The 22,827-nt window shown below is 56.9% G+C and carries 17 protein-coding genes; 4 read left to right on the top strand and 13 right to left on the bottom strand.

All coding sequences use genetic code 11. The features are described from left to right. Positions 1-84: 84 nt before the first annotated feature. The 10 genes from BP26_RS0115295 to BP26_RS27700 all read right to left on the bottom strand — a co-directional run bounded on the left by BP26_RS0115295 (position 85) and on the right by BP26_RS27700 (position 13,797). Positions 85-1,464, bottom strand: a complete 1,380-nt coding sequence (locus BP26_RS0115295) for a DUF1329 domain-containing protein (RefSeq protein WP_029921442.1) — start codon at positions 1,462-1,464, stop codon at positions 85-87. A 466-nt stretch (positions 1,465-1,930) separates the two neighbouring features. After that, the gene (locus tag BP26_RS0115290; protein WP_029921441.1) at positions 1,931-3,319 is read right to left on the bottom strand and encodes a DUF1329 domain-containing protein; all 1,389 of its coding nucleotides are present in this window, start codon (positions 3,317-3,319) and stop codon (positions 1,931-1,933) included. Between the two features lie 71 nt (positions 3,320-3,390). Then, entirely contained in the window at positions 3,391-3,915 is a 525-nt protein-coding gene (locus BP26_RS28690) for a molybdenum cofactor biosynthesis protein MoaE (RefSeq protein ID WP_157572550.1), read from the bottom strand. Between the two features lie 33 nt (positions 3,916-3,948). Then, positions 3,949-5,970 carry a DUF1302 family protein gene (locus BP26_RS0115280; protein ID WP_157572549.1) on the bottom strand — a complete coding sequence of 674 codons (2,022 nt, stop codon included), beginning with the start codon at positions 5,968-5,970 and terminating at the stop codon, positions 3,949-3,951. A gap of 80 nt (positions 5,971-6,050) precedes the next feature. Continuing rightward, positions 6,051-7,043, bottom strand: a complete 993-nt coding sequence (locus BP26_RS0115275) for a WD40/YVTN/BNR-like repeat-containing protein (protein WP_157572548.1) — start codon at positions 7,041-7,043, stop codon at positions 6,051-6,053. A gap of 93 nt (positions 7,044-7,136) precedes the next feature. Continuing rightward, positions 7,137-9,626, bottom strand: a complete 2,490-nt coding sequence (locus tag BP26_RS0115270; RefSeq protein WP_084183128.1) for an efflux RND transporter permease subunit — start codon at positions 9,624-9,626, stop codon at positions 7,137-7,139. Positions 9,627-10,241: 615 nt separating this feature from the next. Beyond that, a complete protein-coding gene (gene acpP, locus BP26_RS0115265) occupies positions 10,242-10,481 on the bottom strand; it encodes an acyl carrier protein (RefSeq protein ID WP_029921437.1) in 240 nt (79 codons plus the stop codon). Between the two features lie 130 nt (positions 10,482-10,611). After that, entirely contained in the window at positions 10,612-11,931 is a 1,320-nt protein-coding gene (locus BP26_RS27705) for an OmpA family protein (RefSeq protein ID WP_051749012.1), read from the bottom strand. Between the two features lie 103 nt (positions 11,932-12,034). Beyond that, a complete protein-coding gene (locus tag BP26_RS0115255; RefSeq protein ID WP_029921435.1) occupies positions 12,035-13,108 on the bottom strand; it encodes a hypothetical protein in 1,074 nt (357 codons plus the stop codon). Positions 13,109-13,152: 44 nt separating this feature from the next. Next, on the bottom strand, positions 13,153-13,797 hold the full coding sequence (locus tag BP26_RS27700; protein ID WP_245611814.1) for a transglycosylase SLT domain-containing protein: 645 nt from the start codon (positions 13,795-13,797) through the stop codon (positions 13,153-13,155). A 520-nt stretch (positions 13,798-14,317) separates the two neighbouring features. Here BP26_RS27700 and BP26_RS0115245 point away from each other — a divergent pair. Beyond that, on the top strand, positions 14,318-15,193 hold the full coding sequence (locus BP26_RS0115245; RefSeq protein ID WP_029921433.1) for an enoyl-CoA hydratase: 876 nt from the start codon (positions 14,318-14,320) through the stop codon (positions 15,191-15,193). Between the two features lie 447 nt (positions 15,194-15,640). On the opposite strand, the gene BP26_RS0115240 is transcribed toward BP26_RS0115245, so the two are convergent. The 3 genes from BP26_RS0115240 to BP26_RS0115230 all read right to left on the bottom strand — a co-directional run bounded on the left by BP26_RS0115240 (position 15,641) and on the right by BP26_RS0115230 (position 20,480). Continuing rightward, positions 15,641-18,706, bottom strand: coding sequence for an efflux RND transporter permease subunit (locus BP26_RS0115240; RefSeq protein ID WP_029921432.1), 3,066 nt, complete (start codon positions 18,704-18,706; stop codon positions 15,641-15,643). Next, complete coding sequence (locus BP26_RS28685; RefSeq protein WP_084183127.1) at positions 18,703-19,785, bottom strand: efflux RND transporter periplasmic adaptor subunit; 1,083 nt, start codon at positions 19,783-19,785, stop codon at positions 18,703-18,705. Before BP26_RS28685 ends, BP26_RS0115240 begins: the two co-directional genes overlap by 4 nt. 77 nt (positions 19,786-19,862) lie before the next feature. Further along, positions 19,863-20,480, bottom strand: a complete 618-nt coding sequence (locus BP26_RS0115230) for a TetR/AcrR family transcriptional regulator (RefSeq protein WP_029921431.1) — start codon at positions 20,478-20,480, stop codon at positions 19,863-19,865. Between the two features lie 88 nt (positions 20,481-20,568). Here BP26_RS0115230 and BP26_RS0115225 point away from each other — a divergent pair, with 88 nt between their 5' ends. From BP26_RS0115225 to BP26_RS0115215, 3 genes are read left to right on the top strand one after another with little or no spacing between them, the layout of a single operon-like run. Then, positions 20,569-22,020, top strand: coding sequence for an efflux transporter outer membrane subunit (locus BP26_RS0115225; protein WP_029921430.1), 1,452 nt, complete (start codon positions 20,569-20,571; stop codon positions 22,018-22,020). Continuing rightward, positions 21,995-22,315, top strand: coding sequence for a hypothetical protein (locus BP26_RS0115220; protein ID WP_157572547.1), 321 nt, complete (start codon positions 21,995-21,997; stop codon positions 22,313-22,315). Before BP26_RS0115225 ends, BP26_RS0115220 begins: the two co-directional genes overlap by 26 nt. After that, on the top strand, positions 22,312-22,701 hold the full coding sequence (locus tag BP26_RS0115215) for a nuclear transport factor 2 family protein (protein ID WP_029921428.1): 390 nt from the start codon (positions 22,312-22,314) through the stop codon (positions 22,699-22,701). The genes BP26_RS0115220 and BP26_RS0115215 overlap by 4 nt, the downstream gene beginning before the upstream one ends. Positions 22,702-22,827: the final 126 nt, after the last annotated feature.

Genomic DNA, 22,827 nt, shown 5'->3' with positions numbered 1-22,827 from the left:
CACCAAGCGCCGGGCCAGATCGCTTGTGCCCCTAAGAACAGCGCCGTCCCTCCCTGTGGAGAAGGACGGCGCCCGTGCTCGACTTTACACCTGGCCCAGGCGCTGAATCGCTTCCTGGGTGCAGTACTTCTGGTAGATCGCCATTGGGTCGGCTTCGAGCTGACTCTTATGACCACCGGTCACCTGCGGCTTGTACTCGATAAGGCTAATGCGGCCGGTCTGCACATCGTAGATATGCACGTACTGCCACGACCACTCGGTGTTGCCGTGGGAATCCTTCCAGACCGTGGAACCGTCAACCATCTGGCCGGAACCCAGCTCAAAGTTCACCCACGGCTTGCCCTGGCGATCGAAGCGGCCGCAGTTGAAGTAATTGCCGGTACGCGCATCAATCCACGCCCGTTTCTTGCTCACCGGAGCACGCGGATAACCGGTCGGCTCGAAATCTACCACCAGCATTTCGGGCACCATTTCCCACTCCGCATCAAAGAACTGGGTGCCCTTCGGCCCGCCGTGCACTGGATGATCCCAATTCGGCTTGGATCCCGTCCAGTTGCCTTGGAACGGACCGAGCATCGGCTTGCGCTCGACGATCTTGAAGTTGCCCCAGGTCAGCATGGGGTCGCCTGCCCCCCACGGATCTGTCAGCTGCCAAACCACACCCGGCACCAGCGGTTCGAAACGCTGGTTGGTCGGGAACTGCCGCACGCGGCGAAACTGAGGCAGATAGCCGTACAGGTCGTTGAACTTGCGTTGGTCGTAGTGCCAGATGTCGAGGAACGACGTGCCAGCCTGCTCCGACGGCGAGGCAAAGGCGAATACGTGATAGCGCAGCAGATCATTCTTGTTCTGGAATATCTGGCCGTCAAGACGTGCCGTAACCTGCAACTCGACCTTGATGAATTCGTAGCTGTAGTCGACGTCGCCAGCCGGCGAGACAGACCGCTCATGAATGGCATGACCCGAGTAGTCGTGCTTGCACCAGCACAACGACATATTGGCAAGCGCTTCGGCACCTGTGCGAATCTCAGGAAATGGCTGACCGCCAGTCCAAGTCTTGCCGTCCTTGGTGTAGACGTTACCGTCCGGTCCGAAGACCGCCTGGCCCTTGCTAGCGATGGTCTTCTCAAGCCACTTCACCGGATAATACTTGGTGAGGTCCTTGGTCGGGGCACGCAGCTTGATCTTGCGACCCTGGGTAGTAATCTGATGATAAGTGAAAGGATCGAGTAGCTCCTTGACGATCTCGACGGTGTTCACGTCGATCATGTCGCCCGGTTTGAGCTTGCCCTTGGTGAACATCTCGATCGACGTCAATTCGTCGGGATAGGCCTTGGTTGAGTCCGCAGCGTCGGCGACCATGGGCCAGATCGGAGCGAGCACACCGGCAGCTGCGGTGCCCTTCACCACCTTCTCCATCAACGCCCTTCGGCCGTAGTTGAAATCGTACTTTCTAATACGCATCTTTGGCTCCTGTTCCCGCACGTGCCCTTATACGGAAGGGCGACACCGGTATTGCATACAAACGTCAAGCGATTCTTTCTGCCACTAGAAATCCACCAGCCTGGCCTTCATCGGCACGGCGCCGTACTCCAGAACGCCGATGTGGCTCGAATGGATTAACCCTATACGGGTATCTTTTTGATGGATCGATTCAACGGCAATGGATGCAGCTCGATCCACTAAATACTGGCGATAGTCGCGTTCTCACTCCTGTTGCAGTGAACCTGTGCGATCCGGTTTCTGCTAATCAACTGTCGATTGCCGGATCTCAGTGACACCGGCATCGTAGTCGTCCTTACTCGCATCATAGGAAGACGCGCTCCATAACTCCAATCGATTGTGTTTATCCATTTCAACAGTGTCGCTTATAGTTAAAGAAGCTGTCCGGTGCGCTAACTACATGCCGCTTTCGGGGAACTCACTTCGATCAGGCGGAGGCGCCCCCGAGGCGCATGAGGGCCTGTTGCGTCATGTAGGTCTCGTAGATCTTCGGGTCGTTGGCCTGACTCCTGTATACCATCTCCAGCACTTGCACCTGCTGCAGACGTGTAATCGCACCGGTCTGGATATCCGATGCGGTGACGTGCATCCAACTCCAATATGGATGCTGTCCATCCTTGACTACGGCCTTGCCATCGTCGTACACGCCGTACGCACCATCGAAAGAGCGGAATGGCAGTCCCTTACGATCGAATGTGACCATACCGAGTACGACCTGGTTGCGCGCATCGAACCAGACGCGCTTTTTTGAAATGGGCGCACGCGGGAACTTGAGCGGTTCGGCCTCAACGATGATCGCCTCCGGGACAAGTTCCACGGTGCAATCCCAGAAGCAGGCACCATGGGTACCACCGTGGGTCTTGTGCTCCCAGTTCGGCGACGCGGAGTTCCAGTTGTCAGATAGGCCGGCCAGGAATGGACCGCGGCCGACAATTTTATAGTTGCCCCACGTATAAAGAGGGTCTCCAGCGGCCCAGGCATCGGACAGGTATAGACACGAACCCGGCACCAGAGACTCGAAGCGTTGGTCGGTGGGATATTGGCGCACGCGGCGGTATTGCGGCAGGTAGCCGTACAGCTGTGGCAGATTGTTCTGATCGTAATCCCAGACATTCAAGAAAGAAGTGCCACGGACGTCGCTGGATTCCAGAAAGAACACCGTCTGGTAGCGCAGCTTATCCTTGTGCTCGGGCCAGTATGGCTTCGGATTCAGGACAGTGCGCGCGACAGGGGACAGTTCGGCCCAGCAACCCGTATAGGAGAATGGTACGGATCCATCCGGCGCAACTTCATCCTCCTTGAAGGCGTAGAAGGATGCATCGTGACGCCCCCAGTTGAGGGTTTGCGCTGCAAACAGTTCTATCGCAGTCTTTGGGTCAGGAAACGGACTGCCGCCAATCCAGGGTTGACCGTCCGACTTGTTAACGATGTTGCCCTTGGCATCGAATCCTGCCTTGCCGGCGTTCTTTAGCGTGGCCTCGATATATTCCCAGGGTGACAGGCGCATGACGTCGTGAGTCGACTTGCCGACCTTGAGACGCCGTCCCATCTTCAGAATCTGCTCGTAACGCACCGGCTCAAGCAGATCCTTGACGAATTCAACATTGTTGGCGTCGATATAGTCCCCGGTCTTAATCTTCCCCCTGGTATATCCTTCGATCGACAGAAGCTCTTCCGGGTACGCCTTTTCGCTGCTACCGCTCTGAGCCATCGCCTCCCACACTGGCATCAGCACGCCCGTGGCCAGGATTCCGCGAGCGGCGTCCTGCATGAACTTGCGGCGCGAGTAGCCACGATCGAAGCGAGTGATATACATGCCCGCGCACCCTCCATATCTTCCGAAGATTCCATGCGTAGCATGGACGGAACGGCTTACCCGATACGATCTCAAACAGGCTGGATTGGGACGCCCACCTGAAAATGACGCTTTCCATCGACGAAGAAATCCTCCTTCCAGATAGGAACTGATTTCTTGATCGTATCGACCACCCAGCGGCAGGCATCAAATGATTCTCCACGATGACCGCCTTGGACATGTACGAGGAGACTTGCTTCACCGACCTCCAGATGTCCAACCGCATGTGCCACCATCGCCTCAACCCCAAAGTTCTTAGCGGCCGTGGATTCAATGTCTGCTAAGAGCTTTTCCGCCAACGCAATATGTGCGTGGTAGCGAATTGCAGCGACCTTCCTGCCATCTTGGTTGTCACGAACAATTCCGACAAAGACGACGAAGGCCCCATTTGATGGCGCCGCCGGGACATGGCCCCACTCATCCAGTTCGATAGGACGATGCTTAAGCCGGGTACGTACAGTCATCTTCGACTCCGTGATCGGCGGCATGAATCTGCTTCCAATACGTTGGACAACAAACACCGGAAACAAAATGCGGGAGAGGGCGTCCTGCGACACCAACTCCCGCCAACGTCTCGGTAAAACTGGACTTCAGAATTTGTAGGTTAGTCTCAAATTGACGTCATTGGTGTAGCCGTACGAGGAGAAGAGATTGTTGCCTTCCCCGTTATACAGGTGACCGTTGACGTAGTTATAGAACGCCTCCACCGTGATGTGGCCGGAAGGATGCCAGCGGCCTGTGGGCTGCGCCAACAGGCCGCCACCAGTGTCGATCAGCGTCGCAAATTCGAGCTCATAAACTTTGTTCGGAAATGGCTGGCTGAAGCCGAACACGACGTAGGTAGCATTAGAGCGCTTGCCCGGGGTGTCACGATCAGTAGAGACACCGTAGCCCTTCAGGACGCGCCCGGTCAGGTCGCTGCGATTCTTGGTTTCGACCTCGAGAACTAGGTAGGTCGCCGGAATGCTTTCCCAGAAACGATGCCACTTATCCATTGTCGCAGTAATCGTGTATTCGTCTTCCTGCTGGAAGTTGACGTTCAGATCGGCGGCGGTGAACACGCGATGCGGTGTGTATTGGCCCTCGAGGTTGAAGATCATCTCGTTCAGGAAGTTGTTTTCGCTTTCGATGGTGTAAGTGCCACCCAGCATGAATAGATTTTCCTGGAAGTAGTCGCGGGCGATGTGGCCCCGCAGGCTTCCGCCGCTAACAATAAAGTCAGTATTGAGTTCCGCCTTCAGTTCATCCATGGTTTCTACTGGTGTTTGATAGACGTCAGCCAAGGCCGGGAAGTCCTTCACAGCAGCATTCCAGGTGCCGATCGCCGTCAGCCGGTCAAGTTCGCCGTACTTCTTCCACTCATCGAAGGTATAAATGCCGGCCGGAGCCACTTCAAACGGCGTGTGCGAGAAGGCTTCGCCGGTGTTCGCGTATTGACGGCACAGGGTCGGGTTGGTGCAGCCCGGTAGTTTGAGGGCGTACAGAGTATTCACGACCGAGCCAAGGCTGAGCGGCGCAGGGTTGAAGCTCTTGACGACCCCGGACTCGGTCCAACGAAAAGCGCCGTCCGGGTTGAAACGCCGCACGAATGCGGCTTGCCAGCCCCACTGGCCATGTTCGTCCTTCAAGCGGATACCGTAGTCGAGCTTGTTCCAACTGTCATAGCCGTTCTTGGAGTACAGATCGTGGATCGTAAACTGAGACGCGATTACGTTGTACGGAGTATTCGGGTTGGGGTAGACCGTCGGCTGGAATTTCGAAACGAAGCCGTCGATCAGCATCGTATCGGTAAGCTGATCTGTGGCACGGATAGAAAGCTGCGGAATACGCTTATCCGAGAACTCCTCCAGTGCGCGGTCAGTGATCAAATGGCGACGGAAGTCCAAACCATTTGGCACGTCGAAGGTACGCAGGTAGATTTCCTGGCCCCACGCAATCTGCTGATTACCGGCACGCACGTCCAGGTCGCCGATGTGATATTCGGCGAATAGGGCCGGAAAATACAGCTGATAGTTACGGCCGGACCATTCCAGCGGATTCGGATTCCGCTTGCCCTCGACTTCGTAGCCCATATAGTTGGGCTTGCCGTGATAGAGGCTCGGAATGCCGCCGGTGATGCCGCCCTGTTGCTGATCGCCGACGGACGAGGCGTTGAAGTCGTCGTAAACGTCGGGCTGGTAGATGCCGCGCAAGCGCCCCGTGATGTTGAATTGTTCACCGAACTTGACCGCAAACTCTGTTTCGGAGCGTAGGATTTCGTAGTTCATTCGATTGCCGGACGTCGGCACAAAGTCCCCACGACGCACCGTGTCCCCATACGGCAACGGTACTTCGCCCCACTTCACCAGATTGACACCCAAAGTCGGCGGCAGGAATGCCTGGCGGGCAACCGTTTGGTCCTGGAACACATTGGTATTCTGATTGTATGGATTGCCGGTTGGGTTGGTCCGATACGCCGTTTCCTCGCGGAGCATCTGGCCAAATGCAAAATCGACTCCGCTCAACCAGCCCGTACCAATTGGCGAACCGTTATCCTGTGCGTCAGCAAAGGGAGCAAATCCCAGCAGCATGCCGGCGACTAGGGCTCCCGTTCCCACAGTCTTGAACTTCATTCTTCTATCTCCAGATATCTTGGCTTGGTCCAACCGCACCAGCCGGCGCACCTTTAACCGGCTGGCCCCACCCCCAACCGCTAAGGATTGACGCGTAAAATCGTCCCCGCACGGCCCACGACGATGCTTCCGCCGCCATCGATCGGCGCAATGCCGACCGACCAAGACGACTTAATCATCGGATCGACGACTGAGTACCAACTCTTGCCACCGTCCTTGCTCACCAGCATCGAATACATGGCGGTCACGAGAACGGTGCCATCCGGCGAGGAGGTGACACCAAGTAGGATCGACTGTGTGCCGGTCTCCTGGACGCTCCAACTCAAGCCGTTGTCGGTACTGTGAAGGATTGCACCGTCCTGCCCCACGGCATACCCCACTCCATCCGATCGCATATTGATGGCCAGAAGCGAGGCGTTTTCTGCCTGCTCGTCGGGGTTACCCTTGTGCACGATTTTCCAGGAGGTCCCGTCATCCACGGAACGGGCAATAGTCCCGGCTTCGCCGACCACCGTCATGGTGCCGCTATCATCGATATTTGCTGCGTAAAGATGCGGCTGAAAGGACAACCCCTGCCCGGAGATCAGGGCACCCCAGTCAGGTGAAATCAATTTCCAGGTCTGCCCTCCGTCCTGCGACACGACGATGGTACCGAACGAACCAACAGCTATCGCATGATTGTTTTTTCCCAGGCTGACATCGAACAGGCGTTCCGTGGTGCCGCTATCTGCCTGGGTCCAGGCCGAGTTGCCGTGTCGGGCGAGTATCAACCCACTCTGTCCCACCACGAGCGTAGTGCCGCCCTTCTTCGTCACGCCCAGAAGTGACATGTTGTTGAATGGTTTGCCCGACCGCCAATGACTACCGCCGTCATTGGATTCCTGGATCTCGCCGTTGAACCCAACCGCTATGCCATCCTTGTTTTCGAAGGCCACCGCCAATAGGGCTTGGTGGGGAATTCCTTCTTTTAAGGTGGTCAGGGTCAGAGCGGGGTTGGCACCCGCTTTGGGCGTCATACCCAAGGCCCCCCCGAGCAGCAGCACCGTTGCAAGTATTACTTGTCCGCTTTTCACTTGAACTCCTCCGAAGATTCTTGCCTGGCTCCGTCAAGCGGGATCAGGGTTCGCGCTGCTTCTTCGCTATTTATGCCACGTCCCTTTTCGGCCTCAACTATCGCCCACGCCCACGGGGTGGCCGCCGATCAATCTCGGTGCGACCACGCCGGGCTTCGGCTCGTCGCCTTCGGTGAATAAGGAGAGGTCCACGCCCTCGCCGACCAGGAGATCTTTTCTCTTCACAAAGCTCGGCTTGATTAGCCACACGAGGAGTGGCAGGAACACTAGGGCCAGCACCATATTGATGATCATAGTCAGGGTCAGTAGCAGCCCCATGTCCGCCATGAACTTCAGAGCGGAAAGGAAGTACCAAGGGGCGATGCCGACGAACATGATCGACGCCGTGAACAAGATCGCTTTACCGGTAGTGGTGAGAGACGCTTCGATCGCGCGATCCCAATGACCGTCATGCGCGTGGTACTCCTCGCAGATGCGCGAGAGCAGGTAGATACCATAGTCAATACCGACGCCGACGCCGATGGCTGACACCATCAGGGAGTTAATGTCCAGCCCCAGGCCGATCAGGTGCATCGTTCCGTTCAGGACGAAGTTGGCCATGTTTACCGGGAGCAGCAAGATAAAGCCAGCGATCATTGAGCGATACGCCAGACTAGTACCGATGAAGATGATCAGATTGAGCAGGCCGATAATCACCCAGTGGTAGCGTTCGACCACCACGTTTGTAGCGTTCTGCAGAGCGATCGTTCCGGTGCCGAGCCGGACGTTGAAGTCTTTGTGCTCAACACCAACCTGCTGGACGGCGGCTCTGGCCGCCGCGAGTGCGGCGATGACGGTTTCCTCCTTATTGTCCTTGTACCAGAAGGACACAGTGGAGTCCTTGAGCTGGAAATCCGCCACGTGGGAGAAATTCTTCAGGTTCGTACCCAGCGTCACAGCTGTCGCCGCCGCGATTACGGCCTTATCGTTCTGGTCTAGCGGCATCCACTTCGGATCGCCACCGGAGAACAAACGGTTGCCTTCCATCAGGTAGTCAGCGAACGCCAGATCGGCGCGTGGCGGGGCGACGCTGCTCTCCATGAGCTCCTGGAGCTTTAGCGCGGTCCGAATGGTTTCGGCCTCGCGCGCGACGCGGACGATGTGGCTCGGATCGCGGTCCTTGGCTTCGAGCACAATCTCAAGTGTGTTAACGCCCGGGAAATTTCTGTTGATCTGCCGAACCGCAGTGTTGAACTCCGAATCGTCCCACAACAAACCAGTACCTTCGACCGGATTGCCGATCTTGATGTGCAGCGCAGTGATCACGGCCACTGTGCCGACAACCAGCATGATCGCGGTGGTGATTCTGGCCGGACCGCCGTATGTCGCCTTGGAGGTGAGTGTCAGGGCCTTCTGTAGGGCGCGATGGACGCCGCCGGACTGGCCATCCTTGCCTGTCAGCCGGGCCACGTTCTTCGGCGCCGGCAACACGGACAGCAATAGGGAAATCAGAATCACGCCTGTCGGGATCAGCCACACGCACCAGAAACCACAGAACAAGGCGAAGCGCTGCATCGCAGGAATCGGCGCGACGGCGATCAAGAAAATGCCGACGATGTCGGTGAAGATGCCCAGAATACTGGGTGCCATCATCACCCCCATGGTGATTTCGGCAGCCTTCACGCGGTCCTTGACATGCCAGTAGACCTCGTAGAAGCGCTCGGTGAACTGCACGCAGTGGGAGAATGATCGCGCCACCAGTAGCAATGGAACCACCATCAGCAGCGGCTCAATCGGAGAATGGATCCAACCGGTCAGGCCGAAACCCCAAATCGCCGCGACGATGCTGGTTACGATCGGCGTCACCACGCCGACGATATTGCGCATGTACAACGTCAGCGCACCGACCAGGCAGAATAGAGTAATGCCGAAGATCTTGTAGGTCTGGCGCTGGAGGTGGTAAACCCAACCGGTCAACATGGGCTGGCCGGCAACATAGACGTCGTGATGCTCGTCTTTCGCCTTCGCAGCAAGGTTCTGCATGAATTCGAACGCCTCGCCATAATCCAGTCGGGACTCGACGAAGGTCGCATTGATCAGCGTCGCCGATGCGTCGCCGGACACCAGGAAGGTACGGGCATTCGGGGAGCGGTCGACACGGCTGCGGAATTCCTGCACTTCTTCCGGGGTGCTCGGCACCTTGTCGCCCATCAAAGGGCGCATATCGATTCCCATCGGGGTGGCCTCGGCGTAACGGGCCTTCTCGGTTGCGATCGACAGGATCTGGTCGTGATCGACGCCGGGAGCGAGATCGATTTCGCGGGTGATGTTCCAGATCTTGGCCAAGGTATCGGAGTTGTAGATGTCACCGTCCTTCCGCTTGATCATCATCGTGATCGTCAGCGGATTTCCAAAATTCGGGTGATCCTTAAAAACCTGCACAAAGGGATCGTCCTTCGGCAGTAGATCCGAGAATATTGTCTTTAGCTCGACGTTACGCAGGCCGATGCCGAAGAACACGGTGACGACAGCAAAGAATATTCCTGTCACCAAGCGGTGATGGGTCACCCACTTCGCAATCCTGAACCGCAGCGATTGGTTCATCAGACTCCTCGCATTTAAGATTTAATTCCCTCTATGAGGGGAATTGGCGGCGAGCTTAGCCCAGCCACTTCTATTACTGAAACTCTTTCTTTTTATTGTCGCTATCAGTTCTATGTATGTACTTGCGGGCTCTTACCCCCTTGGCTCCGCAATGACACCGAGCCCGCAAAACCTCAACAAATCGGGTGATTGATGCAGACGTCCAGCAGTTCCCGCTGGCGCATCAAAGGCGACCCCTTGTGAGAGATATGCGTAGTTGTGGACTTTGACTGGAACTGATCGCGCTTGGTCGTTTCGCTTGTTCCGCTGCAACGTTCCGCTATTGATGTACTAAGTCGCGCTCGATCCAGTGTCACTGGAACAAACAGCACACCACCATTTCCGTCCAAGATGTACGTCGGCGCAGCAGAGGTGAGTGGGGCGTGAGACTTGATCATGTGTAGCTCGCGTTGCATTCTCCTCGGCGCGGATGCGCATCCAAGCAATAAGGTTGGCCATCCGCATTTTCTTAATCTGCTTCTACAAGGCTAATTGCCTTTCCGGTAGAGAGCCAACTCTTTCTATTTATCGCTTCGATCCGTTTTATCGATGCAAGGAGAGCAGACAAACCTTCGATCAGCCATCCTTGGAAAGGCGGGCGACCGTATCGATGGCATTGCGTAGTGACGATACCTTCTCGGCGTCCTCATCCGGAATCTTGATCGAGAATTTGTCTTCGAGCGCCATGATGAACTCCGTTGCATCCAAAGAGTCTGCGCCCAAGTCTTCGAAATTGGCATCGAGCGTGACTTCCTTCTCGTTGACGTCCAGGTGCAACACCACAATCTCGCGAATCTGCGCTTCGATATCAGCCACCACAACCTCCTTTTTGCTGCTACTGTGCTTTTGATATTGCCATGCCCTAGCTCTGCACCGATGATTCCGGACACGCAAGCACCGCCAGGATCTCGCAAGACGGCGCTCGCATGGCTGACCGGTGCATGGCTTACTTGGGTTCAGAGTTTTCAGCCGGAGAGACTGGCGTATCGCCACCGGGTGCCACCGGCGCAGTCCCTGTTTCGGACGCGCTTCCGCCGTCGCCCGGTGCGGCGCCAGAATCAGGCGCACCGACTGCGGGAGCTAAGGTGCCTGGTTGGTCTTTGGCACCCGAGTCGGTCGGAACTAGCGATGTGGCCGCCACCGCATCGGTCGGTGCCGCAGGGGCTTGTGCCGCCGCCGCTCCGGAATCGGTAACGCGCAGCTCTACGCGGCGATTCTGCTCACGACCCTCGTCGGTGTTGTTGTCGGCGATTGGCATGGACTTTCCAAAGCCCTTTGCGGTCAAGCGATCAGCGGCGATGCCACGTCCTTCGATATATTTCTGCACGGACTTGGCGCGCTCTTCCGAAAGCCGCTGGTTGTACGCTACGCCGCCTACGCCGTCGGTGTGTCCATCGATCTCCACCTTGATATCGGTGCGCTGAAGCAGGGCATCCGCCACCTGATCGAGCAAGGTCTTTGCGTTGAGTGTCAGCACTGACTTGTTGAACTCGAAATTCACGCCGTGCAGGACCAGGGTGTCGCCCGTTTTGCAACCTTCCAGGCTGATGGGCTGACCCGGCGAAGGCGGCTGGCACGTCGTAGCCGCAGGCGGGGGGGCTTCCGTAGCAGGAGCAGCATCGGCAGGCGGTGGCGGACTCTCCACTGGAACCACCTCGACCGGCGCTTCCGGCAGGGGCTCGGCGGGCTTCTGAGTCTGGCCGAAAGGAATTCTCACGCCCAGATGGAACAGGGGCTCGGGGGTGAAATCTGCTTCGTGGTGATAAAGAAGCTCACCGCGGATGTAAAGGGCGTGATCCCATAGGGGGTAATCGAGGCCAATGCCTGCGTTATAGACGAAGCGGCTGCCAGCTTCAGCATCCCCATGCACATAGACGCCGCTGTTGGTCGATAGCACGTAGCCATTCACGCCGAGGCCGCCACCGTACACGTGTGTGCTCGGGCTGCGGACGTTCTGGTCGGGGCAGCTCGACAGCAGGCCGCAGAGTAAGCCAGTGCCAGACACCGTCTCGGACTCGCCGTGATAACGAAGGTAGTCGCCACGCAACTCGAGGGTTAAGTGCGGCATGATGGTCTTGCCGATGGCCAGTCCGCCGCCGATAGCATCCGTATCACTACGATCATGGCGGCTGATTGCCATGGATGCCATAGGCGCGACGTAGATGCGCGTGTCGAGAACCGGCTCCTCGTCTTGAGCTCTGACTGCGGTGCTAAGCAGCGTGATCAGCGCCGCGAGCAGCAGTCGGTATTGCAAAGTCCTTCTCATGTCTGATAACTCCCCTCCGGTTAAAACAGGTTTTCAACTACACTAGGGCCGCGATGCACGCCGGTCCCGGTGTCGCGCTACTCCGATCGAATTCGTTGGTGTGTCAGTGGACGTACACTGGACCTTGCAGGCTGTTGCCGAGCTTCTCGCCGGCGGAATCGGAAAGCTCCGCCGCGATAGAAACGAGGTAGCGCCCCGGCGGAACCTTGCAGATCAGCATCTGTGGGTTCTTCGGGCTCACCGACCAATTGCCCGTTACAACCTTGCCAGAGCCGTCCAGCATTCGGATCTGGCCTCCGGCACCGGGAGACACGGTTCTGGAAAAAAGAAGGACGATCGCCTTGTCGAATGCAGCTTCGCCGGCGTAGACCAGAGAGAGCTTCGCGCTATCGCGCCCGACGGCCGGCCACCAAGAAGCCGCGGCGTCGAATGGCCGACCAACCGCGCTTGCGGCTTTCATGGTGTTGAGGGCCGCCTTCTCATCACCTTCCTTCTGGACTGGCTTCACCTTTGCGGCGCTGGGCGCTTTCAATGACTTCTGCCTCTCGGCAGGCGCCTCCTGGGTGGCTACAGGCGGTTCTGCGACCGAAGAATCTGCTTCGGCCGTGGCGGATGGCGGTTGCTCGGCACCGATGCTGCGGCCTTCATTTGAAGCTTGGGTCTCGTTTACCGGCGCCTTGGCGGGGTGCTCGCTACCGGAAGCCAATAGAGTTGTTTGCGCGGTGCGCGAGTCGGCGGAATTGTATTCGGGGGCTGCCCCCTCATCCCTAACCGAGTCGCGTTGAGCAGGAAGTTGCGGCGCCGACTCCTGGCCAGCTGCCACCTCCGACGCAAGAGCAGCCGGTTGAGTCGGACTCTGCTCGGCCGTCGGTGCCAGCGCGCCCTCGCCCTCCCCATGCGGGGGCATAGCTTCCACAGCCGACACCACTTCGGCTTGTCCACTGACGGGATGTTTGTCGCTAGGCCAGGTCGGCACAGTCTGGGCGACGCGGCTTACCGGTGGCTTATTCGCACTCTCGTCGTCCGCTTTGGCAGCCGATTCCGCCGCGCTCCCCAACGCGCTCGCGGTCGCCGCGGCTAAGGCTGCATCGCCATACTCGTACTGATACACGTAGTAGGTGCCTAGCCCCGTCAATACGATCACGGTTGCCACCATGCCGAGGTGAAGACGTTTCATCACTAATATCCTGAGGTTCTTGGTTATCCGCTAACGGCTACCGATTAAGGCAGGGCCAGCGTCCTGACCTGCCGCTCACTGCTCATGTGCATTGCCTTAATCGCCCGGTCATAGATCGACGCCTTGCGCAGCACGGTGCCAACATAATTGCGGGTTTCAGCTGGGGTATTGCCAAGCACCCACTCCATCGCTTCAGAGGCGTCCCAGGTTTGCGCGCGCTTGAACGGGAGTCGACGATCCACCGCGTCGGGGCCACAGTTGTATGCAGCCACGGCCAGAACCCCGCGCGCCAATTGCGAGTTAACGAAGTAGTAGTGCCCTTGGAGGGCTCCAATGTAGGAGACGCCCAGCTGAATGTTGATGCGGGGATCATGGAGATCCGCCTGGGTCGGTTGCCGATCCCTACCATGTAGGTAGCGGTAGGCTTCACGACCACCGTACTCGGGAATCAACTGCATCAGACCGCGCGCCCCGGCGGACGAGACTGCCTCTCCGCGGCAACCCGACTCCGCCTCGATCACCGCCGCTACCATGGGGGGCGCTACATGCAATAGTTCGGCGGCCTCCCACGCCAATTGATACATCCGCGCCGTACACGGCCCCCCCAGCAGTTGTACGGTTTGCGCTTCACGTAAGCCGTACCGCCCCTCATAGGCGAAGTCGCGGTGCTCGAAACCGGCGGAGATCATCGTCACCAGCGGGGGTCGCGGGCGTTCTTCTTGCGTGAGGATGACGGCGGCGCGAGCACCCGTACGCGGCTCGGACCTGATTGGGGCGGCGACGCCAGGTAACGAGCAAACGGTGTACCAAGCTCCGGCTGCGCATAGGAATGCGAAGCGAGCAAAGCCGCCGTGACCGTCATGTCGACGGATCCTCAACCTCATCCCGAGCTCCTCGTATCTTCTTGTAGTGCTCTTCCGGGGGCGCGCAATCTCTGAAATGTCCTTCGTCATACCCACCGGCGTCCGACTTTAGCCCGATGAATTGAGTAAATAAAACGAATTGTACTTATGCCTTCCATCAATTTTATGTATCGACACGCCGAGACCCTTACTGAGTCCCCTGTTGCACAGGATGGAGCCGCGGCGCGTGCGGTCCGCATGGTTCGTGCGATTGGACGATTCGGCGTAACGCGCTTGTACTTAGAATCGATGCCTCAGCATCCGGATCCTGAGAAGGATTAAAAATGGTCCACACAGGCGATCGCACATGAATGCACCCCAATACGAAACCGAAGAACCAGTGCTCTATCACGTCGATGGACCTATTGCCTGGGTCACCATGAACCGACCGCGTTTCCACAATGCGCAAAACAGCCAGATGACCTATGCGCTGGACGCCGCATTCAAGCGAGCGGTCGATGACGAGACCATCAAGGTGATCGTGCTCACCGGTCTTGGAAAGCACTTCTCCGCTGGGCATGACATCGGTAGCCCTGGCCGCGACGTGCAGCGGATATTCGATCGCAACCACCTGCTACCGGATCACACGGGCAAGCCCGCCGCCGAACTGCTGTATACCCGTGAACAGGAGGTCTATCTGGGCATGTGCCGGCGCTGGCGCGACATTCCGAAGCCGACAATTGCAATGGTCCATGGCGCCTGCATTGCCGGAGGGTTGATGCTGGCCTGGGTATGCGATCTAATCGTCGCGTCTAAGGATGCGTTCTTCCAAGATCCTGTTCAGCTCATGGGTATACCAGGGGTCGAATATTTCGCCCACCCCTTCGAGCTGCCGCCGCGTGTGGCAAAGGGGTTTCTGATGCTAGGCGAACGGATGTCGGCGGAACGAGCCTATAGCTTCGGGATGGTGAATCGTTGTGTCGCGCGGGACCGGCTCGAGCAGGAGACAATCGATGTCGCCTCCAATCTCGCAGGTAAGCCTGGTCTCGGACTCTGGTTAACCAAGCAGGCAATCAATCATGCCGAAGATCTACGAGGGAAGAGAACAGCGATGGATGCCACCTTCCATATGCATCATTTCGCTCATGCTCAGAACACTCTTGTGACCGGCAATACCTTGGGCGGAATGGATGCAGCGACGATGGCAAGCGCGAATCGCGGACCGAAGGCGCCGACTGGTTAAAAGGCGATGCCAAGCATCTCAGCCAACGATGGCCGCGGTTCGCAGCAGCTGGAGTTCCATTACTCGACCAGATAAGACTTGCGCTTGCTGCAGAGACTCCAACGGGCGCAATGGCTGCACGTAACCACCTGCATTGGCGCAACCTTACTTGTCGGTAAAACTATTCCACGAACCGTGGCAGACATCACCTACTACAGCATCAGGGGCGGCGTCATTCTATATTCGATACCGACTTCAACTCTACTTCATCGCCGAACAAGGCGAGCCTAAGGCCGGAGAAGACGAACGTTATGCCGCGCTGGTCCGCCCCTCACGGCATCGGATATCAAAGTCGTTGGCTCTATCGATAGAAATGCTAATACGTGCGCTTGAGCGACGGTCAATCAACCGATTTGAAACAGATTAGGCTCAGAACTCCATGCTGAACCACTATGCCGACATTGTGGACTAGTACTTACTGGCAGGCTCGGCTCTAATTTTGAACCAAATAGCATATAAAGCCGGGAGAAACACCAGCGTCAATATCGTCCCGCCAATGGTCCCACCTATTAAGGTGAACGCTAGCGAGCCCCAAAATACCGAGAACGTAAGGGGGATAAAGGCGAGCACAGCGGCCAGTGCGGTCAGTAGCACCGGGCGTGAACGCTGAACCGTCGCTTCAACCACCGCGTCAAAGGGTGACAAGCCATCGTGCTCATTGCTATGGATCTGGCCAATCAGAATCAGGGTATTGCGCATGATGATTCCGGCCAGCCCAATCAATCCGATGATGGTATTAAACCCGAATGGCTGATGAAACAGCAGTAATGTCGGCGCAACGCCTACTAGCGCGAGTGGCGCCGTGAGAAGCACCATTACCATAGCAATCATCGAACGAACCTGAAACACGATCACAATCATCATCAAAATGATCATGACAGGAAAGACAGCTGCTAGAGCGACGTTCGCCTTGCCTGCTTCTTCAAGTGCGGCCGCCGCTTCAATACGGTAACCAGATGGTAACCTATCGACAATCGGCTGGATTTGCTTTATGACCTGCAACGAGATGTCGGGTGGTTGAAACTCCTCACCTATATCACCGCGGACGGTAATGGTTGTAAGTCGATCACGGCGGTGAAGAATGGGGTCTTCCATACGAATTTCACTGCGACCAATCTGATCTAGCGGGACATTTTGACCATCCGTCCCGGCCAGACTGAATGCACTCAACTTCAGAGGATCGAGTCGTTCGGTTCCGGCGCTGCGCGCGACCACTTCTACAGAGCGTATGTCCTCGCGCACCTGGGTCACGGGCACGCCGGTTAGCAGAAACTGAAGCTGCTCCGATGCATCGTGCGAACTGAGTCCGATCGACCGAAGTCGATCCTGATCTAGCACAAAGTGAACGACGGGAACACGTTCTGTCCAATCCGTATTCACTTGCCGCAACGACGAGTTCTTCAACATAACTGCGCGCACTTGCTCAGCGAGTCCGCGCACGCGATCCTCGTCCGGCCCCATCACTCGAAACGCGACCGGAAATGGCGAGTACGGCCCGAACACAATTTGAGTAGCGCGAATACGCGCTTCCGGTACGAATCCTTCTGCTACTGCTTCGCGGACCTTTCTCTTGAGCGCTTCCCGAGCTTTTTCGTCTGAAGTGAGAACGACGATCTTCGCGAATGCGGGATCCGGTAGCTCCGGCGAGATCGCAAGATAGAAGCGCGGTGCCCCCTGACCAATGTAGCTCGTGACAATAGTGGCTTCAGGCTGGTTCTTGAGCCACGTCTCGACCTTCGAGACGGCGGAGGACGTCTCCTCGATGCTTGTCCCTTCCGGCATCTGGACTTCGATCAGTACCTCAGGACGATCGGAGACCGGGAAAAACTGCTTCTTGACCAGACCGAGTAACACGAAGGCACCAAAAAACGCCGCTACGACGATGGCCACCACCATCTTCTTATGTCGTACGGCTCCACCGATTATCGAACGCAGTCGGCGATAATTCGGTGTGCCATAGATGCCCGCGTGCCCACCTTCAATCGGTTTAATGCTCGGCAAGAGCACAACACCGAGGTATGGCGTAAATGCGACGGCAACGACCCAGGATGTCAGCAACGCGAAGCTCACCACCCAAAATATATTACCGGCGTATTCGCCCGCACCGGATTTAGCAAAGCCAACGGGCATCAGGCCGATCGCAGTCACCAAAGTACCAGCAAGCATCGGTGCCGCCGTGTGGCTCCATGCATAGGTAGACGCAAAAATGCGATCCCTTCCCTCTTCCATCTTCACAACCATCGTCTCAATGATAATGATTGCGTCGTCCACCAATAAGCCGAGGGATAGGATAAGTGCGCCTAGCGTGATGCGATCAAAGTCTCGGCCGGTTGCCAGCATAATGACGAAGACGCCTGCCAACGTCAGTGGCACAGCCAATGCCACGACTATTCCAACGCGCCATCCCATACTGATCAGGCTAACTGCAATAACTACGGCAAGGGCTACGAAGAACTTCAGCATGAATTCGTTATAGGCCTCTTTGATGTTTACGGCCTGGTCGGTGATTTTAGTAAAGCTTAGGCCTAAGGGCATGTCTGCCACGATCGCCGCGGCTTCCTTCTCCAAATCTTTGCCGAGTTGCAAACCGTTGTAGCGTTCCTTCATGACCACGCCGAGTTCAAGCGCCGGCTCTCCCTGATTGCGGATCAGGAATGTCGGCGGATCTTCGTAGCCGCGCTTGACGTCTGCGATATCTGACAATTTCAACGTGCGCCCCGCAGCCACAATTGGCGTATCGCGGATCTTTTGAAGATCATCAAGGGCACCATCCAGACGCACGACTATCTGTGGACCAACCGTTTCAATAGAGCCGGCTGGCGTGACGGCATTCTCGTTGTCCAATGCCGCGAAAATGTCGCGTGCCGAGACTCCAAGTGTTGCCAGGTGCGCATAAGAGAACTCGACAAAGATCTTCTCCGGCCGCTCTCCAATTATGTTGACCTTCTTCACTCCCGGAACCTGCAATAAGCGTTGTCGAAGTAGTTCCGCCTCACGCACCAACAATCTCTGAGGCTCACCCTTAGCTTTCAGTGCGTAAAGGGCGAATGAGACATCGGCATATTCATCGTTGATGAATGGACCCAAAGCACCGTGCGGAAGCTTCAGAGCTTCATCCCCAAGCTTCTTGCGAGCCTGATAGAACTCCTCCGGGACCTCACCCGGCGGAGTGGAATCCTTCAGTGTGAGCGTGATGAATGCCAGCCCTGGGCGTGTGAACGTTTCTGTTCGGTCATACCACTTGAGTTCCTGCAGCCGTTTTTCGAGTGGCTCAGCAATCTGATCCTGCATTTCCTCAGCAGTTGCGCCAGGCCAGGCGGAGATGATGGTTAGAACCTTGATCGTGAAATTTGGATCTTCCGCGCGGCCAAGATTACGGAATGCGAAAATTCCAGAAACTGATATGGCAATGATCAGGAATAGCGCAACCGATCGCTCGCGAACTGCCAAAGCCGAAATATTGAAGCCACTCATTTTGCTGCACCGTCCGAGCCCGCTATGCGCACGCTGTCTCCCTCGTGCAACAAATGCGCGCCGAGTGTGACAAAGCGATCGCCACGGCCTAGACCGGAAGATAGGGTCGCAGTTTCGGTGCCGACCGCCGCCAACGTGACCGGCCGCCAGGAAACCCGGGACGCATCCCCACCAACGATCCATACCCCGGGTCCTCTGCCGACGTCGTATATTGCGCTCAATGGGACGATTGTCGACGATCCTTCGCGCGCATCAGCGAGCAGGATGGTGACCGTGCTTCCGAGTGGCGAATTTGCCGCAGCGCCTTCAAGTACGTAGCGTGCATCAAATGTCCGCGTACGCACATCTGCGGAGCTAGACAACTGCCTTAGTTTCGCAGTTCCCATGGCCCCAGAGCCGTTATAAAGGCTGGCGCGCGCAACAGAGCCGATCGCCGGACGAAGTGTTTCGGGAAGACTGATTGTCGCCTCCCGAGGCCCGGCATGCGCGAGCTTAATAACTGTCTGCCCCGCAGCCACAACTTGACCAGGCTCCGCCAATGTCTCGACAACCACACCGTCAGAGTCCGCACAAAGTACCGAGTAACTTGCTTCGTTTTTCGAGACATCATTCTGAGCCCGTGCGGCGTCCAACTCCGCTTTGGCGGAAAGCGCAGCGGCCTTGGTTAGATCGTAGGCCGAGGCAGAAACCGCACCTTGGTCAACCAGTCCTCGATAACGCAGTTCATCTGCGGCTGTTTGCAAGGCTCGAGCTTGGGCTGCTGCCACAGCTGCTGCGCGCGCCGCAGTAGCCAGCGACAAATCTGTGCGGTCAATCCGCATGAGTGGCTGCCCGAGCTTGACGGAGTCGCCGGTATCAACTAGACGCTCAACGATCTTGCCTGGAATTCGGAAGCCCAGATCGCTCTGTACGCGTGCGGAAACAACACCAGTAAAGGCGCGCTCTGGCTGGGTCGTTTCACCGACCATTGCAACACGAACTAGCGGTGTTTTCAGCCGCGCATCCGGTTCCTTGTGGCTACATCCGATGACGACGAGAGAGCTGAAAAGTATCGCGGCTGCTTTAATTGAGGGCGCCATCTATGCTCGCTCACGGGGGGTGAGTACACAGTGTCACCAGTTATGACCAATGTGTCAATTGGTCATACGTCACAAGTTTACGGTGCGAGACTCCGGAGAATAAGACTTACCACTTCGGTCGCGCCCTCAGGCAATTTTTCGAGATTCTGCTGCAGCATCAGCGGATTTAGGAACGGCTGCATGGCCTGGAGGATCGCTCGACAGGATTCATCTACCGCGGTCTTACGCTCGAATTCACCAACTTTACGCCCCTCCTTCAATATGTCCTGCAGGAGTGTAAATATCCGCTGCTCATAGGGCTCGATCGAGCGCCATTTCTCTGAGGCCGAGTGCGCCGCTATGTCGTAAAGCTTTCTCTCAGTGAAGAACAAGGCAACACTTGACTCTATGGCTGTTTTGAAAAGAACCCTAATTTTCTCTATGGGAGACTTGCATCGCGCAAGCGCGGCTTCGACATCATTCGCAATTGAGCTTAAGCACTGCGAACAGATAGCTTCTCCGATAGCCTGCTTGGATTCAAAGAAACGATAGATGTAAGCCTTCGAGAAACCGATCGCTTCCGCTAGGTCGGATACAGTGGTCTTGTCGTAGCCGTATCGCGAAAAATGCTCCTTGGCGGCAACGACGATCTGATCGCGGACCGCGTGATCAGTAGGTCCGCGAAGAGGTGGGTCAAGTTCTGATTTTTTACTCATTGTTCAAGATACCCCTCCGCGCTCCGCCTTGACAACTAGTGACTAATTCGTATTATGGTCACAGTCCGCAACTGCTTGGTGAAACACTATGCGCTCCGTATTCCACGGATTTTCGCTGTTGGCAGCCAGTTCATTTCTGACCGCCTGCGCAGTCGGCCCCGACTATCAGGCACCGGCCTTGACGTCCCCAACAGCGTTCCTGGGCAAAGAAGTTATCGACCAGCGTCACGCTGGGGCTTCCATACCAATGAGCACTTGGTGGGTTGGTTTCAATGATCCGGTTCTGACACGTCTGGTGTCGCAAGCGCTCGCCAAAAACTTAGATATTGCGCAGGCCGAGGCCCGCATAACGCAGTCTCGGGCGGCCTTCCGGTCCGCCACTGCCAACCTGCTCCCAAGCGGAAACGTCAGCGGGGAGGCAAATCGTTCGCACATGTCAGTGGAAACGCCTGAAGGTAGATTGCTTAACGCCACACCGAATTTCGACCGAAATGGAAATTCTTTTGAAGCTGACCTAGGCGCGAACTGGGAAATAGACTTCTTTGGTGGTCTGCGACGGGACCGGGAAGCAGCGCATGCACTCTATCAGGCGTCACAGGCGGACGTTGTTGCTGCACGACTCTCAGTTGCGGCGCAAACAGCGGACATATATGTCACTTTTCGTGGCCTCCAAACACGTCTCGCCATTGCCATACAACAAAAGGAAATCCAACGTCGATTGCTGAATACCATCAGACTGCAGTTCGACGCCGGTATCGCAGCTGAGTTGCAGGTGCGCCAGGCCGAAGGCGCATTATCTCAGGTAGAAGCAAATATTCCAGTATTCCAGGCGGCGCTGGACTCGACACTGTATGCTTTGGATGTAGTTCTGGGGGAGCAGCCGGGCAGCAATCGCGTACTTCTTGACGAACCAATGCCCGTGCCAGCCGCCCCATCAATTTCCGATGCAGGTGGCCCCGCAGAATTGCTTCGTCGGCGCCCGGATTTGATCGTCGCCGAGCGCCGCCTTGCGGCCTCGAATGCGCTTATTGGATCCGCGATCTCGGAGTACTATCCAAAGTTCTCTTTAAGCGGTTTAGCAGGAACCGCGACGACTGTCTCTGGAAATCTCTTCCACAGTGGAGCAGATCAAGCTTTAGCAGTTGCTGGATTGCGGTGGAGACTATTTGATTTCGGCCGCGTAGAGGCCGAGATTGCGTCGGCGAGAGGGAAGAAGGCAGAGTCATTGGCCGCCTATCGATTGGCGGTCCTGCGTGCCTCGGAAGATGTTGAGGATGCCTTCGCAACCCTGGTGCGCCGAGAAGCGGAGGAAGCGACCCTCGCAAACGGTGAAAAATCGCTAAGAAGAGCGAGTGACGTCTCACTCGTAGCCTACAAAGGTGGCGTAGTCAGCTTGATCGAGGTCTTAGACTCCAATACCCGCCTCCTGCAAACCCTCGACGCGCGGGCGCAGGCACAAACCGATGCTGCACGTGCGGCGATCGCTTCGTTCCGTGCACTCGGCGGCGGCTGGAATGCAGACGACTTTAACCAGTCCTGATTTGTTGATGGTGGCGGACCGGATCGGCTTGCACCAGACGATGCTCGGCTCGCTGGCCGTCCTCGCTGGGCTCAAGGCTCTGACGGCGACGGTGGTGTCAGTTGAGCAGATTGTTGCCCGGCAGGTGATTCCCCTTCTGAAACCATCGAATCAGCATCTACCTCCGCTGATCTGCAAGGCCCGCGAGCGCACAGGGATCGTCGGCACCGCTTTCGAACTGCGGCTAGGCATCACCCTGACACACTTTGAGCCCATTCCGTTCCACACATTCCAGATATGGAGAATCCAACGATGAGCGAAGTAACATCGGCCGCAGCGAACAAAGCTTTGGTCAGCGAGGTGATGACGGCGGTCTTTATCCGGCGCGATCCCAGTGTGGTTGAGCGGCATTTTTCCATTGCCTACGTGCAGCACAACCCGCTCATCCCGAATGGTCGCGAGGCCATCCCAGCCCTGATTGCAGCGTTGGCCCCGACGTTTAAATATGAGCCGGGTATGATCGTAGCCGAAGGCGACCTCGTCATGATCCATGGTCGATATACCGGCTGGGCGCCGAAGCCAATGGTCGCAGTCGACATCTTCCGGGTGGTTGATGGTAAGTTGACCGAACACTGGGACATAATGCAAGAAGAGGTGCCTGCCGCACAGACGGTAAGCGGCAATGGCATGTTCCAGCCGTAGTTTCCGCTAGCGAATTTAAATGCTGAGAGGAAAATACCCTAGGCAGGCCAACAGCTGGTGGCGCTCCGCGGAGGGTCACTGCGTTCTGGTAGGCGGCCACACCACAGGCAAGATCGATCTGGTACT

The organism is Nevskia soli DSM 19509, from assembly GCF_000711955.1.
GTDB lineage: Bacteria > Pseudomonadota > Gammaproteobacteria > Nevskiales > Nevskiaceae > Nevskia > Nevskia soli.
The sequence above is the reverse complement of the archived record's forward strand: the minus strand, read 5'-3'. Positions and strand labels throughout refer to the sequence as shown.

Coding starts and splice junctions, on each gene's coding strand:
- BP26_RS0115295 (WP_029921442.1), bottom strand. CDS start 1,464: ATGCGTATTAGAAAGTACGATTTCAACTACGGCCGAAGGGCGTTGATG.
- BP26_RS0115290 (WP_029921441.1), bottom strand. CDS start 3,319: ATGTATATCACTCGCTTCGATCGTGGCTACTCGCGCCGCAAGTTCATG.
- BP26_RS0115280 (WP_157572549.1), bottom strand. CDS start 5,970: ATGAAGTTCAAGACTGTGGGAACGGGAGCCCTAGTCGCCGGCATGCTG.
- BP26_RS0115270 (WP_084183128.1), bottom strand. CDS start 9,626: ATGAACCAATCGCTGCGGTTCAGGATTGCGAAGTGGGTGACCCATCAC.
- BP26_RS27705 (WP_051749012.1), bottom strand. CDS start 11,931: ATGAGAAGGACTTTGCAATACCGACTGCTGCTCGCGGCGCTGATCACG.
- BP26_RS0115255 (WP_029921435.1), bottom strand. CDS start 13,108: ATGAAACGTCTTCACCTCGGCATGGTGGCAACCGTGATCGTATTGACG.
- BP26_RS27700 (WP_245611814.1), bottom strand. CDS start 13,797: ATGATCTCCGCCGGTTTCGAGCACCGCGACTTCGCCTATGAGGGGCGG.
- BP26_RS0115245 (WP_029921433.1), top strand. CDS start 14,318: ATGAATGCACCCCAATACGAAACCGAAGAACCAGTGCTCTATCACGTC.
- BP26_RS0115240 (WP_029921432.1), bottom strand. CDS start 18,706: ATGAGTGGCTTCAATATTTCGGCTTTGGCAGTTCGCGAGCGATCGGTT.
- BP26_RS28685 (WP_084183127.1), bottom strand. CDS start 19,785: ATGGCGCCCTCAATTAAAGCAGCCGCGATACTTTTCAGCTCTCTCGTC.
- BP26_RS0115230 (WP_029921431.1), bottom strand. CDS start 20,480: ATGAGTAAAAAATCAGAACTTGACCCACCTCTTCGCGGACCTACTGAT.
- BP26_RS0115225 (WP_029921430.1), top strand. CDS start 20,569: ATGCGCTCCGTATTCCACGGATTTTCGCTGTTGGCAGCCAGTTCATTT.
- BP26_RS0115220 (WP_157572547.1), top strand. CDS start 21,995: ATGCAGACGACTTTAACCAGTCCTGATTTGTTGATGGTGGCGGACCGG.
- BP26_RS0115215 (WP_029921428.1), top strand. CDS start 22,312: ATGAGCGAAGTAACATCGGCCGCAGCGAACAAAGCTTTGGTCAGCGAG.